This window comes from Ignavibacteria bacterium (assembly GCA_017303675.1).
Lineage (GTDB): Bacteria > Bacteroidota > Ignavibacteria > Tepidaquicellales > OLB5 > OLB5.
In genome coordinates, this window is the sequence record JAFLBX010000002.1 from 873,573 (window position 1) to 886,507 (window position 12,935).

At 39.6% G+C, this 12,935-nt stretch carries 15 protein-coding genes and 1 tRNA gene; 3 read left to right on the forward strand and 13 right to left on the reverse strand.

What is annotated here, in order from left to right; all coding sequences use genetic code 11:
• Positions 1 to 5 precede the first annotated feature (5 nt).
• Positions 6 to 1,052, forward strand: a complete 1,047-nt coding sequence (locus J0M37_13380) for a phosphotransferase (protein MBN8586077.1) — start codon at positions 6 to 8, stop codon at positions 1,050 to 1,052.
• Positions 1,039 to 1,845, forward strand: a complete 807-nt coding sequence (locus J0M37_13385; GenBank protein ID MBN8586078.1) for an alpha/beta fold hydrolase — start codon at positions 1,039 to 1,041, stop codon at positions 1,843 to 1,845. The genes J0M37_13380 and J0M37_13385 overlap by 14 nt, the downstream gene beginning before the upstream one ends.
• 126 nt (positions 1,846 to 1,971) lie before the next feature.
• Here the strand turns inward: J0M37_13385 and J0M37_13390 are convergent, their stop codons facing one another.
• From J0M37_13390 to J0M37_13430, 9 genes are all read right to left on the reverse strand, one after another.
• Complete coding sequence (locus J0M37_13390; protein ID MBN8586079.1) at positions 1,972 to 2,919, reverse strand: NAD-dependent epimerase/dehydratase family protein; 948 nt, start codon at positions 2,917 to 2,919, stop codon at positions 1,972 to 1,974.
• Entirely contained in the window at positions 2,912 to 3,094 is a 183-nt protein-coding gene (locus J0M37_13395) for a hypothetical protein (protein ID MBN8586080.1), read from the reverse strand. The genes J0M37_13390 and J0M37_13395 overlap by 8 nt, the downstream gene beginning before the upstream one ends.
• Positions 3,091 to 3,501 (reverse strand): hypothetical protein, encoded by a 411-nt coding sequence (locus J0M37_13400; protein MBN8586081.1) that lies wholly within the window; start codon positions 3,499 to 3,501, stop codon positions 3,091 to 3,093. The genes J0M37_13395 and J0M37_13400 overlap by 4 nt, the downstream gene beginning before the upstream one ends.
• A gap of 18 nt (positions 3,502 to 3,519) precedes the next feature.
• Positions 3,520 to 4,881: a DUF1446 domain-containing protein gene (locus tag J0M37_13405; protein MBN8586082.1), complete on the reverse strand. Its 1,362-nt coding sequence runs from the start codon at positions 4,879 to 4,881 to the stop codon at positions 3,520 to 3,522.
• A 117-nt stretch (positions 4,882 to 4,998) separates the two neighbouring features.
• Positions 4,999 to 6,453, reverse strand: coding sequence for a T9SS type A sorting domain-containing protein (locus J0M37_13410; protein ID MBN8586083.1), 1,455 nt, complete (start codon positions 6,451 to 6,453; stop codon positions 4,999 to 5,001).
• A 148-nt stretch (positions 6,454 to 6,601) separates the two neighbouring features.
• Positions 6,602 to 7,552: a nitronate monooxygenase gene (locus tag J0M37_13415; protein ID MBN8586084.1), complete on the reverse strand. Its 951-nt coding sequence runs from the start codon at positions 7,550 to 7,552 to the stop codon at positions 6,602 to 6,604.
• A 9-nt stretch (positions 7,553 to 7,561) separates the two neighbouring features.
• Positions 7,562 to 8,038 carry a 6,7-dimethyl-8-ribityllumazine synthase gene (locus J0M37_13420; GenBank protein ID MBN8586085.1) on the reverse strand — a complete coding sequence of 159 codons (477 nt, stop codon included), beginning with the start codon at positions 8,036 to 8,038 and terminating at the stop codon, positions 7,562 to 7,564.
• Positions 8,039 to 8,043: 5 nt separating this feature from the next.
• Entirely contained in the window at positions 8,044 to 8,892 is an 849-nt protein-coding gene (locus J0M37_13425; protein ID MBN8586086.1) for a PHP domain-containing protein, read from the reverse strand.
• A 189-nt stretch (positions 8,893 to 9,081) separates the two neighbouring features.
• Positions 9,082 to 9,155, reverse strand: a tRNA-Met gene (locus tag J0M37_13430).
• A 290-nt stretch (positions 9,156 to 9,445) separates the two neighbouring features.
• Here J0M37_13430 and J0M37_13435 point away from each other — a divergent pair.
• Positions 9,446 to 9,658 carry a hypothetical protein gene (locus tag J0M37_13435; GenBank protein MBN8586087.1) on the forward strand — a complete coding sequence of 71 codons (213 nt, stop codon included), beginning with the start codon at positions 9,446 to 9,448 and terminating at the stop codon, positions 9,656 to 9,658.
• 12 nt (positions 9,659 to 9,670) lie between these two features.
• On the opposite strand, the gene J0M37_13440 is transcribed toward J0M37_13435, so the two are convergent.
• From J0M37_13440 to J0M37_13455, 4 genes are all read right to left on the reverse strand, one after another.
• The gene (locus J0M37_13440; protein MBN8586088.1) at positions 9,671 to 10,102 is read right to left on the reverse strand and encodes a hypothetical protein; all 432 of its coding nucleotides are present in this window, start codon (positions 10,100 to 10,102) and stop codon (positions 9,671 to 9,673) included.
• 110 nt (positions 10,103 to 10,212) lie between these two features.
• The gene (locus J0M37_13445) at positions 10,213 to 11,187 is read right to left on the reverse strand and encodes an RluA family pseudouridine synthase (GenBank protein ID MBN8586089.1); all 975 of its coding nucleotides are present in this window, start codon (positions 11,185 to 11,187) and stop codon (positions 10,213 to 10,215) included.
• Positions 11,144 to 11,953, reverse strand: coding sequence for a signal peptidase II (locus tag J0M37_13450; GenBank protein ID MBN8586090.1), 810 nt, complete (start codon positions 11,951 to 11,953; stop codon positions 11,144 to 11,146). The genes J0M37_13445 and J0M37_13450 overlap by 44 nt, the downstream gene beginning before the upstream one ends.
• A 125-nt stretch (positions 11,954 to 12,078) precedes the next feature.
• The gene (locus J0M37_13455; protein ID MBN8586091.1) at positions 12,079 to 12,684 is read right to left on the reverse strand and encodes a TraR/DksA C4-type zinc finger protein; all 606 of its coding nucleotides are present in this window, start codon (positions 12,682 to 12,684) and stop codon (positions 12,079 to 12,081) included.
• Positions 12,685 to 12,935: the final 251 nt, after the last annotated feature.

Genomic DNA, 12,935 nt, shown 5'->3' on the forward strand with positions numbered 1-12,935 from the left:
TGAATATGGAGATCTCTCCGATTGAGCTAAAGGCGCATTATACAAATCTTCAGCATCTGCACCATAAATGGTGCAGTAAACCGGTTGCAAAATTCGAACAGCTACTTTCGCATGGCTCTGAAAGGCTTATAGTCAGATTAATTACTGATAGTGGTGAAAGTTCAATTGGAATAGTAAACAGGCACCTCGAAGAGAACAGGGCATTTATCAGCTTCGGCAGGCATTTCCTTGAAAAGGGCCTGAATGTTCCCGTGATTCACATTGTTTCACCATCAGAAGACAGCTATATACTTGATGACCTTGGCGATGATACTCTGCTGAAATGCATTCAAAACGAAGGCGGGTTCAATGAAAAGATCTCGGGGTTGTATGAAAAAGTAATTGCAGCGCTTCCCCGGTTCCAGGTTTCCTGCAGTCAGGGGATAGATTACTCATTATGCTATCAGTACAGTGAGTTTGGAAGCGATAATATAGATTATGACCTGGACTATTTTAAACAGCGTTTTCTGAAGAATTTCCATAAAGGTGAAACTGATACCCTTAAGCTTGAAAACGATCTGGCGTTCATTAAAAATAAAATTCTTGAGTTCCCCAGGGAATATTTTTTATACCGTGATTTCCAGTCAAGGAATATCATGATAAAAAACGGCGAGCCGTTTTTTATCGACTTTCAGTCAGGCAGAAAAGGCGCACTGCTTTACGATATTGCCTCATTGTTATATGATGCTAAAGCAGATATCCCGCAGAATACCCGTGAGAAACTGCTGGGATCTTACCTAGATCAATTGTCACTTCATATATCAGTTGATAGAGATAAGATGGAAAAATACTTCTGGTATTTTGCGCTTGTAAGGATACTTCAGGCAATGGGTGCTTACGGGTTTCTTGGCATAGTAAAAGGTAAAACCAGGTTTTTAGAAAGCATTCCGTATGCGTTAAAAAATATTAATTATATTCTTAATGAACGGATAGATTCAGGCGACCTTAAGTATTTAAAAGATATTTTCGGTGAATTATTAAAAGCAAACAATACACAAAATGACAAAGCATAATATACGCGGATTAAACGTTATTGAATTCGGTGAAGAGAACAAACAGGCAATAATCTTTGTGCATGCATTCCCTTTATGCAACAGGATGTGGGATAAACAAACCGAAGCGCTGAAGGATAAATTCCGCGTTGTGGTATATGACCTGCGGGGATTCGGTTACAGCGAATACGGCGACGGGCATTTTTCGATAGATTCTCATGTAAGCGATCTTATTTCCATTGTTGACAGTATGAAGCTTGATAAGCCGGTTGTATGCGGACTTTCAATGGGCGGATATATAACTTTAAGAGCGCTTGAGCTGTACCAAAGCAAATTCAAAGGTGCAATTATTGCCGATTCAAAAGCCGAAGGCGATAACAATCCCACAAAACACGCCAGGGCTGAACAGATGAAAATGATTAAGAACGGCCAGCGGGACCAGTTCACAGAAAATTTCATAAAAGCCGCTTTAAGCGAAACAAATTATAACGAAAAGCCTGAGATTGTTGAATTCCTTAAGAAAATTATCGGGTGGCAGAAAAATGAAGCTATAACAGGTGCTCTGCTTACACTTGCAGCCAGAACAGATACAACAGAAGGACTCGATAAGTTTGACCTGAAAATGCTTATTATGGCTGGTAAAGAAGATAAATTAACTCCACCGGAATTCAGCAAGATCATTTACGGCAAAACCCGTAATTCTGACTTAAAGCTGATTTCAAATGCAGGCCATTTACCCAACATCGAAAATCCGGATGAATTTAATGCGGCAATACTAGACTTTATGAAGAGTTATGAAAAAAAGCAGGGTTAAAAATCCAACATAGAATGAGATTGTTTCGTCACTTTGCTGCGCTCATAAATATGAATTTTACAAGCGCAGCTGTTTACTCCTTCTGGGAAGCAATCCCATAAATTAAAGACAAAAGTCTTGTCTGCTTTAACTTAATTTCTTCTTTATTTCCTTTAACATAATATCCGTCATCCTGGCAAGATCGTATTCATGTTTCCAGCCCCAGTCTGCCCTGGCATCGGCATCATCAATGCTTCCGGGCCATGATTCAGCTATCTGCTGGCGGAAATCAGGCTTATAGGATATAGTAAATCCGGGAATATGTTTTTTAATTTCTGAAGCCAGTGTTTCCGGGTCAAAGCTAATACCGCTTAAATTGTAGCTTGATCTTATTTTAACCTTTTCTTCGGGGGCTTCTACAAGGTCAATAGTTGCCCTGATTGCATCAGGCATGAACATCATTGGCAGAAGTGTTTTTTCTGTTAAAAAACATTCATACTTCCCTGCTTTAATTGCTTCATAAAATATTTCGACAGCGTAATCAGTAGTACCGCCGCCGGCTTCGGTTTTATAGCTTATCAACCCGGGGTAGCGGACGCTGCGGACATCTACACCGTACTTTTTAAAATAATACTCGCACCATCTTTCGCCTGCCAGCTTGCTGATACCGTATACTGTAGAAGGCTCCATAACTGTAAGCTGCGGAGTATTAACTTTTGGTGTAGTTGGTCCGAATACCGCAATTGAGCTTGGCCAGAATACTTTTTCAATAATTCCTTCTTTAGCCATATCCAGGATGCTGAGAAGACTTTTCATGTTCAGGTCCCAGGCTTTCTTCGGATTTTTTTCCGCGCTGCCTGAGAGCATTGCTGCAAGCAGATATACTTTTGATATATCATACTTCTTAAATACAGCGGCTACGCCGCCTTCATCCATAACATCAAGTGTTTCAAACGGACCTGATGACATAACATCATCAGTCGTATTTTTTATATCACTTGCAACTACATTTTCATTTCCGAACCTGTTTCTCAGCTCAAGAGTTAAGTCAGAGCCAATTTGTCCGGATGCTCCGATCACTATAATTTTACTCATTTTCTTTATTGGATTTTAAGTCTTTATTTAGGATTATTCTTCGGTTTGTTATGGAATATTTGAATTCCATTTGCATCCAAAGATATTGTAATTTTTCTTTTGGATTCATTTTAGATAAGGGTTTTTCCAGATGCCCATCGAATAATGGATCAATTTTCTCTATTTTGTTACTCATTTATTCAAACTGGTCTTTAATTTTCTTTTCAGCTTATCTTGTTTGCTTTTCGGAAGCTCTTTGAATTCTTCCTTAAGCCTTGCTTTATCTTCTTCAGAAAGCTTTTCTGTTTTTCCTGTTTTAACTGAATCGTTTTTTTTATTGATATTATCTTCGGTTGAATTTATTGTTTGGGTTGAATGCGTATTTTTTTGTTTTATACTGTCTATTAACTTAACAGTATCTGTTTTGACCTGTATAACTGTATCACGGTTAAGCGCTTTATCTTCATCTGTTTTTCCTTTCAGCAGGAACTGCCAGATAGTGATTATTGCAGTTATCATAAGTATAAATGCGCCTGCAATTAAATATGTATCCCTGCTTTTTCGTTTTCCGGGTGAACCCTGCTGTGTATTATCTTCAGCCATTAATTATATTGCATCGTTTTAAATGCCTTCTACAACTACCTGCGGTGTAACTTTGGTTTTTGGAATTAACGCTGGCCAGTATGCAACAACATCACTTGGCTTGGGCCTGCCTCCGGCGAAGCCGGTTACACTTGGCGGACCCGTCAATATCAGAGGCGCAATTTCCTTGCTGAACCTTTCGATAGTAGCCTTATCCTTTGCACGGACCCCGATCCTCAGCACAACTTCGCTAAGATCTTCATGGCGTTTTACCAAGGGACCGTGGCAGCTGTTATAACCAAGTAATTCAGTCCTTATTTCATCAAATTTCAATCCAAGGTCATCAAGCCTTGTGCGCAATATCTTATCAGCAGCTTCTGCTTTTTTTAATGCATCCGGGGCAGAATATGTTAAAGTGGAAAAAGCGCTGTAGCCGTCATCGTATGACATTGATACTTTATAAAACTCAGTAGCAGGCTTGCCGGTTATTCCGAATACTTTAACCCTGTCTTTTCCTTCCTGCTCTAGATGAATTGACGTGAAATCAGCAACACAATCAGGGGTAATATAATCTGCCGGGTCGCCGATCTCATATAAAAGCTGTTCGCTTACTGTTTCTGTCGAAACTAGTCCGCCAGTGCCTTCGTGTTTTGTGATATAAAATGTACCGTCCTTATGCGCTTCTACTATTGGAAAGCCTATTCTTGCCAGATCAGGCACTGATTCCCAGTCACCAAGAAAATTTCCGCCTGAAGCCTGTCCGCCGCACTCAATAATATGACCGGCAATAGTTCCCGCTGACATCTTGTTAAAATCATTCATATCCCAGCCAAACTCATATATCATAGGTGCAAGCGTTAAGCCAGTATCAGTAACTCTGCCTGTGATAACAATATCAGCGCCCTGCTGCAAAGCCTGTACAACAGGCAATGCGCCAAAGTAAACATTAGCGCTTAATATTTTATCTTTTATTGCCGCTGCGCTTTCGCCGGTTTCCATGTTCTTTAACAAAACACCTTCACTTAGCAATGAATCTATATTATCAAGGATATTGTCGCCCATTACAATACCTATCTTGATGCCGCTTATACCTATCTTACGGGCAACTTCAAAAATAGCATCCCGGCAGGCTAATGGATTTACACCGCCGCCATTGGTTATAACTTTAAATTTCTTTTCTTTTAATAACGGGAGCAGCCTTTCCATAAGGGGGGGAATGTCACGGGCATAGCCGAATGCGGGATTCTTTAATTTTTGTTTCTGCAAAATAGACATTGTTACCTCGGCAAGGTAATCCATCATTAAATAATCAATATCGCCTTTTGATGCCTGGTGTACCGGAGCATCAATAAGATCTCCCCAAAATCCCTGCCCTGAAGCAATCTTTATAATATCTTTCATTGAACTGTTTTTAGTAAATTTATACAAATTTACCAAAAAAAGATGAGATTTAAAATTAAAAATCCCCTCTCAAACATCAAGAGGGGATAGTTTTAAGTGATCTTTGAAGCGAAAAATTTATTTAAGAAGTATCATTTTTTTGGTCTCTGTAAAGACTGTCATACCACCGGCATCAGGATCGTTGACAGTTATGGAATAAAAATAAATTCCGCTGCTTAATCCATCAGAATTAAACTCCAGTGTTTCGCCGAATGAGTTCATAATTTTATCAGCAAGAACTGTAACCAGCTTCCCGTTGAGATCAAATACCGCTACCTTTACATTAACCCCGGTTTTTGGTACCTGGTAAAATATTTTTGTAACAGGGTTAAACGGATTTGGATAGTTCTGATTCAGCATGTAGGTTTGTGGAATCATCGGGTCAGGATCACCAACTGCAAGCGGCGGCCAGGAATACTCAAATACACCCTGCCCTGTTATGACAGTAGGATGCGCAACCGCTGCGAATATAGTTGTATCACCTGTAGTTTTGAAATCAAGCCCGCGTACAGTATATGTATTTAGCATTAAGCCGTTATTAAAAGGCAGCCAGCTTTGCCCCTGGTCAGTTGACCTGAATACGCCGACATTAGCGTTTGTGGCATTACCCATGCCGACAAAAAAATCTGTGGAGCTGCCGTATCTGATAATCTGTGAACGCGGCAGTGAACCGACTGTGTTCGGAATACCATTATTTCTCCTTACCCACAGGCTGCCGCCGTTCGTTGATACATACATTCCACCGCCAAGAGTATCAGTATTGATAAACAGTCCGGCCAGCAATACTGCTGTATCCGTCCTGCTGACGCTGATATTTCTGATAGGCTTGATATCTGTGGTAAGTGATGGAAGTCCGTTGCTGATATCAGACCAACTACCGCCGGCATTGACTGATTTATATATTTTTGATGGACCCGTAGATGGCGGCGAAAAAGATGTACCGGCATAAATAACGTTAGGGTTAAGCGGATTTATTGTAACGCATAAAAAATTCTTAATTGTTCCTACCCCGGATACTGAAGGCGACCATGTTGCGCCGGCATCTGTGGTTTTATACAATCCGTTAACGGAATTATTCGCGCCGTCAAAAACTGTACAGTATGCAGTACTTGGGTTTGATTGATCAATAGCAATTGCCTGAATGTTCAATGCGGTTTCGGATATGCCGGTTACTACTCTTGACCAGCTTGTGCCGCCATCACTTGAGCGGTACACACCCGGATCAGTCCCGGTATTGGTTGAACCGCACATCACAATATTGGCATTTGATGGCGCTACAGCAACACACTGCAGTATCAGGTTATTCAGGCCTGTATTTACCTGAACCCAGTTCAATCCGGCATTTGTACTTTTCCACATACCGGTAGAATTACTGGCCGCGTAAATGACCTGCTGGTTCGAAGGGGCTACCGCTATACCCCAAATTTGTCCGGCACTGCTTAATGACTGCGTCCATGTATTTGGACCGTCATCAACATACATCGAAAAGAATGAAATTAAAGCAAGAAGAGCAATGAAGAATAGTTTTTTCATTTGAAACCTCCTGTATAATTTAATTGGTGAGTTTATTTTTAAATTTATAAAACAGGAAGAATAGAGTATGAGAAACTAATCTATTAATATTAATAAGTCAATACTATTTCAAGGGTTTAATCGGGGATAAAAATCATATTTTCACAGATCATAATGATAAAACGGCATTATCATATTCTTTAAGCAGGTTCTGAACAATAGTTTTTACAGGCAGAATTTCATTTACTAAGCCGCTGGATTGTCCCATTTCAAGCTCGCCTTCATCAAGATCGCCTTCAAAAATTCCTTTCATTTCTCTTTTGCGGCCGAGTAATTCTGTAAGCTCTTCTGCTGTAGCTCCGCTTTGTTCAGCTTTTATTACTTCTTCGGCAAATTTATTTTTGAACAATCTTACCGGGTTAAGCTTTTTCATAATAAGATAAGTATCGTTATCTTTTGCTTCTACTATCTTATTTTTATAAACATCACTGCTTGAAGCCTCCATTGAAGCTGCGAATCTGGTTCCTATTTGAACTCCTTCTGCGCCTATAGCCATACATGCAGCTATCTGTCCCCCGGTCGCTATTCCACCGGCTGCAATTACCGGAATTTCCAGGGCTTGTGATACCTGGGGAACGAGGCAAAGAGTTGTAATTTCATCAATGCCGTTATGTCCGCCGGCTTCGAAACCTTCGGCAACAACTGCGTCACAGCCTGCATCCTGCGCTTTGAGCGCGTGTTTTACCGATGCAACTACATGTACCCAGGTAATATCGTTTTCCCTGAAAATATTTGAAAAGGCTTTGGGATTTCCCGCTGAGGAAAAAACAATTTTTATTTCTTCCTTTAAAATAGTTTTTATTAATTCATTGATATCACCGCGAATCAAAGGAATGTTCACACCGAATGAAGGAGAGATATTTTTTTCCTTAAAATAATTCCTGCATTTGGTTATATGTTCGCTTAGAAGCTCCGGTTTCATAGAGCCTGCCCCGATCAACCCCAAACATCCGTTTTCTGATGCTGCTGATGCAAGACGCCATCCGGAAGTCCATACCATACCAGCCTGAATGATCGGGTATTTTATCCCGAACAGAGTATTTACGCGGGTTTGCTTCAATTTTTAAAATTATATTTCTTTTAGTATCCTGATCATATCCAGTACAGCCGATGCCGCTTCCCTGCCTTTATTATGCTCATCATCAGAGGAACGTTTTACTGCCTGTTCATCTGTGTAACAAGTAAGCACTCCAAACGAAACCGGCATTGCATATTCAAGATTTAATGTCATTATCCCGTTTGATACTGCATTGGAAATATACTCAAAGTGAGCTGTTTCACCTTTAATAACTGCACCAAGACAGATAACCCCGCAGTATTTACCGCTCATGCAGAGGTGTTTTGCTGTTAACGGAATTTCATACGCGCCAGGGACATGAATAACACTGATATTTTTATCATCATATTTATTTTCATGCAGCACGCTCATCGCTCCCTTAAGCAAGCCTTCTGTCACTTCTTCATTAAACCTGCTCACTATTACGGCTATTTTGCCGGAGCCTTTTTTAGTGGTTTTCCTTGAAATTTTCTTTTTACTTTTAGCCATTTTTTTTAAACTTTAAACAATCGGTTTTTCATTGCGGTTATCTTGATCTCAGGTATATAATATCTTCCAAGTATTGAAACATCATTAATCCTGCCGCCGTGGAAATCACTTCCCCCGCTTTCAAGCAGGAAATACTGCGAAGCAATATCCCTGAAATATTCAATATCATAATCTGAATGTGAAGGGTGCACTACTTCAATGCCGTCAATCCCGAACTCAATCATCTCAAACAGCGAATTGTTGTGCCGCATGCTTTTACCAGGATGTGCAACAAATGATAAACCGCCGCACCTGCTGATAAGCGATATTGCATCTTTGGTTGAAATGTTTGGCTTCTTAACATAAGCGGGCTTATCATCACCGATGTACTTATTAAATGCATCGTAATAATTATTGACAAAACCACCTTCTATTAATGCTATTGCTATATGCGGCCTGCCAACTGAACCATTGCCTTTTACCTGGGAAAGCACATCCTGCATTTGTATAGCCATCCCAAGTTCATTCAGTTTTTCAACTATCTTCTGTGCGCGTTTCATTCTTTCACTGCGGAAGTTCTGAAGGTAATTGAGCAGTTCAGGATTTTTATGGTCAAAATAATAAGCAAGTATATGGGTTTCTTTACCGTTATGCTCTGCGCTTATTTCCGTTCCGGGAATAAGCTCAATATTATATCCTGAAGCAATTTCCATTGCTTCATCAATTGCATCAACGTTATCGTGATCGGTAATTGCAAGATGAGTTAAGCCGGCTGTTTTGGCTTTTTGAATTAATTCTTCAGGTGTATGATAACCATCGGAAAAGTGAGTGTGAGTATGAAGATCAGCCTTAATATCAGAGTCAACGCTGCCCATGCTGTATTGACTTATGCAGAAAAAGGAATGCCGGAATATCAGCAATTGGTTTTATAATCCTTAACGGGATTGCTGCAGAACCCGAAGAAACTGAGCAAACATTCCTTAAATAAAGCCCGAAATGTGGAATTATGGACTAAATCCTGCGGTTTTTCTCCTTAAAATCGAAGAATTTAAATTGGTTAATTGTACCGGAGGAGGGACTTGAACCCCCGACCTGCGGATTATGATTCCGACGCTCTAACCACCTGAGCTACTCCGGCTTTACTTAATTATACCGGATTCGTCAGGCAGGCCTGAGCTACTCCGGCGTAATTCTATAATTTACAAATATGCTTAAAATTTGAAAATTATTCAAGGGAGAAGTAAGGTGAGTTATTCAGTAATTTTAATTACTTCTATCACAGATTTAAAAGAACATATAAGTGCCGCTGTAAATTAAACTGAAACAAAAACAAAAATTTTTCCGGAGATTATGACTCCCGATACATTTATAATAATAGTTGTAAAATGTATATTTGAAAAATGAATTTAACATGAAAGGAATACTATAATGCTGTTATATGCTGAAACCGAAACAAAATTTCAATATGTCAATTTGAACAATGTTGCCGCAATAGGTGTATATGATGACACTAACGGTAAATATTTTACAATAAATTTTTCTATCAGCGGTGGCCAGGATATTATTTGGAAATATGACAACAAAGATAAACGAGATGCAAAAATCACGGAAGCAAAAAAACTGCTGCAGGTAACTGACTAATCAAATTATTGATCAAAGATTTAAGCCTGATAAAACATTCAATATAGTATTTTTTTGGTTCCTTTCCTTATAATACAATCTGGTTTTACACCTGTAGCCTGTTGTTTCAGGAAATAATGCATTTAGTGATAACAAGTAATTTACATTCACTGTTACAGGTGCTCCAGAAACTATAAAATGGCCTTCCATCGCTTTTGATGAAGCAAGTTCTTTATCTATAAACCCCATTTCAGCTAGATACTTAAATGTTTCATCAAATGTTTCAGTACTACCAAACCATGTGATCTTATCACCTATCAATACTTCTTCATCATGAAATTTCTTGCCGGTAAAATGTGACATGAATTCATCTAAACTGCATGATATGAGCTTATGAATTGTAAGAAGCTCATAGAATTCCCTGCATTGGCGTTTAAAGCAATACCAGTAAATTTTTATATTCATAACTTACAAACTCTAAGAGCTTAAATTTATTTTCCCATTTGTTGGTGTTGTCACCAACAAATAAATTGGTTGTTGGTCTCAAGACCAACAACGGGGAATGGCTTACAAACTTAAAGCTTTTTAATCAGCTTTTTCATATCATCGGGCAGGTCGCTTTCAAATCTGAGAGGTTTACCTGTTATAGGGTGAGTGAACCCCAGCACCTTGGCGTGTAGCGCCTGGCGGGGCATTAATTCCAGCAGGTTGTTAATGCGGTGCTTTAAGTTTGATGTGAGCTGAATGCCGTGCGGCTCTGTGCCGCCGTATTCAATATCACCGAAAACAGAGTGTCCCATTGAGCTCATATGCACCCTTATCTGGTGCGTGCGCCCGGTATGAAGCCTTAAGCTTACAAGCGAGGTAAAATCAAACTCCTTAATAACCTCATAATCTGTGATAGCATGTTTTCCGCTTTCTATCACTGCGAATTTTTTCCTGTCCTTCGGATTCCGCCCGAGCGGCTTTTCAATTCTGCCCTTTTTGGTTTTAAAGTGACCCCATACAATCGCATGGTACTCGCGCTCAATATCGTGGCGGCTGAAAAGCTTTGAGAGCTTCCTCTGGGTATCTTCATCCTTGGCAACTACCATTATGCCTGAAGTATGCTTATCAAGCCGGTGCACTATACCCGCGCGCTCATCGCCGCCTTCATCTTCATCGCCGTTCAAGCGCGGCAGCTTCGCTGCGGCATCGCCCATGTAATACATCAGCGCGTTTACAAGCGTACCTGAATAATTTTTATAAGCCGGGTGTGTTACCATTCCCGCCGGCTTATTTACTATCATCAGGTAATTATCCTCGTACAAAATATCCAAAGGGATATTTTCAGGCTTTACGTCTTCTTTATCGGGTAAATAAGGAAGGGTAATTTCTATGGAGTCATTTGGCTGCACTACATAATTGGCTTTTATCTTTTTGCCGTTCACTTCCACGCAGCCATCGGTCATTGCGTTTTTTATCTTTGTACGGGAAGAATTTTCAATGTGGTTGGCTAAGTATTTATCAATTCTTATTTTCGATTGGCCCGCCGGGACCTGCAGAAGCATTTTCCGTTGTATCTTCAATTTGGATACTCTCGCTTAAAGAATTGTCAAAATTATTTATTGGTTTGTTCTTTAATTCATCACCGCTTTCAATTTTATCACCGGGCTGAATGGAATTTTCCTCAAGTACGATTTTATCAGGCTCAATGGGGTACTCGCCGTCAACCGGCGGTGAGACCTGTGTGCTTTCAATGGGGTTACCGTCAGTATCAACAGGCTGTTGGGGATCAACAACTTTGAATATACGGTTATGAAAGAACAGTATTATCAAAAATCCCGCTGATACAGCCGCATCCGCTATATTCCATATAGGCCATGTGGTATATGTTTTGCCGAAGATCGTAAAATCCCAGAACTCAACCTGCATGAAATCTACAACCTTGCCGTTAAAAAGCGGAGCATAATTATAGATAACACCGTAAAACGTTCTGTCTATTAAATTACCGATAGCACCCGCAAGTATCAAAGCCAGCGAGAGCCTTATCAGTATCCCGTCATTTCTGTGCTTATATATATAGAAGAAAATAAAACACGATGCTATTATAGTAAATATCGTAAGGAACATTTTGGGGCCAACATCAATTCCGAATGCCATTCCGGGATTTTCTATGAACGTAAGCCTTACTATATCCCCTATCAGCGGCTTTGATGAACCATAAGGCATTCCTTTGATATCAATACCAAGCGATTCTATCTTAATACCTTTAACCCATAATTTGGTTACCTGATCAATAATTACAACTATCAGCGTTATGAATAATACTTTCAATATTTCAATTTTTAAGTGAAGGTGATAATATTTTTTCACCAGTCATGCTGAACTTGTTTCAGCATCTAATAATATTTTAATAACATACCCTGAAACAAGTTCAGGAAGACAATAAAGTCTAATATTTAACTCGAAAGGCTTTGCTTACAATTAATGCAATGTGATGTAATCGGCACAGCTTCAAGCCTTGCCTTGCTTATCGGCTTGCCGCATGAAATGCATAGACCGTAGGTCTTTTTTGCAATTCTTTCAAGCGCGTTTTCAAGGTAGAACAGATGCTTTTCATCGCGCTGAATGAACATATAAGCTTTTTCGCGCTCCATTTCATCAGAGCCCTGCTCTGCCATATGCATGCTGAAAGTTGAATGGTCGCCAACGTAATCGCCCGTGTTCTCATCTATCAATGATTCCCTCAGCCTCCTGGCGTTCTCAAGAATTTCATTCTTCTGCTCTACAATAAGCTCTGTAAAGAATTTCAGGTCTTTTTCGTTAAGATAGGTTTTGCCGTTAGCTTTTGAATTCGTTTTCACAGTATTATTTTCCGCAGGTGATTTAGCCGAAAGCTTGCCCGCTGATACCTTATTAACAGTTTTCTTTACTTTTGCGGTTCCTTTTTTTACAGTCTTTGTTTTACCCGCGGCTGTAGTTTTTTTAGCCGAAGTTTTCTTAACAGCCTTTACTGATTTTTTTACCGCAGTTTTCTTTTTGGTTTTAACTTTGCTGACGGCCATAATTTGTTTCCTTTTTGTTATTACTGCTCGATCCGTTTAACGGAATTATATTAATTATTTATATTAAACTTTCTCTTAATATTACTAACATGCCGCTCCTACGGAGCTGTGAATCAAAACAATTGCCTTACTACAAACATTTCGCTCCTACGGAGCTGTGAATCAAAACAATTGCATTACTACAAACATACCGCTCCTACGGAGCTATGGATCAAAAAAAATTGTAATCTACAAAAAAACCTAAAACTCCA

Excerpts from the sequence above, each read along its gene's own strand:
- J0M37_13380 (MBN8586077.1), top strand. The coding sequence starts at position 6 with ATGGAGATCTCTCCGATTGAGCTAAAGGCGCATTATACAAATCTTCAG.
- J0M37_13385 (MBN8586078.1), top strand. The coding sequence starts at position 1,039 with ATGACAAAGCATAATATACGCGGATTAAACGTTATTGAATTCGGTGAA.
- J0M37_13390 (MBN8586079.1), bottom strand. The coding sequence starts at position 2,919 with ATGAGTAAAATTATAGTGATCGGAGCATCCGGACAAATTGGCTCTGAC.
- J0M37_13395 (MBN8586080.1), bottom strand. The coding sequence starts at position 3,094 with ATGAGTAACAAAATAGAGAAAATTGATCCATTATTCGATGGGCATCTG.
- J0M37_13400 (MBN8586081.1), bottom strand. The coding sequence starts at position 3,501 with ATGGCTGAAGATAATACACAGCAGGGTTCACCCGGAAAACGAAAAAGC.
- J0M37_13405 (MBN8586082.1), bottom strand. The coding sequence starts at position 4,881 with ATGAAAGATATTATAAAGATTGCTTCAGGGCAGGGATTTTGGGGAGAT.
- J0M37_13410 (MBN8586083.1), bottom strand. The coding sequence starts at position 6,453 with ATGAAAAAACTATTCTTCATTGCTCTTCTTGCTTTAATTTCATTCTTT.
- J0M37_13420 (MBN8586085.1), bottom strand. The coding sequence starts at position 8,038 with ATGGCTAAAAGTAAAAAGAAAATTTCAAGGAAAACCACTAAAAAAGGC.
- J0M37_13425 (MBN8586086.1), bottom strand. The coding sequence starts at position 8,892 with ATGGGCAGCGTTGACTCTGATATTAAGGCTGATCTTCATACTCACACT.
- J0M37_13435 (MBN8586087.1), top strand. The coding sequence starts at position 9,446 with ATGCTGTTATATGCTGAAACCGAAACAAAATTTCAATATGTCAATTTG.
- J0M37_13440 (MBN8586088.1), bottom strand. The coding sequence starts at position 10,102 with ATGAATATAAAAATTTACTGGTATTGCTTTAAACGCCAATGCAGGGAA.
- J0M37_13445 (MBN8586089.1), bottom strand. The coding sequence starts at position 11,187 with ATGCTTCTGCAGGTCCCGGCGGGCCAATCGAAAATAAGAATTGATAAA.
- J0M37_13455 (MBN8586091.1), bottom strand. The coding sequence starts at position 12,684 with ATGGCCGTCAGCAAAGTTAAAACCAAAAAGAAAACTGCGGTAAAAAAA.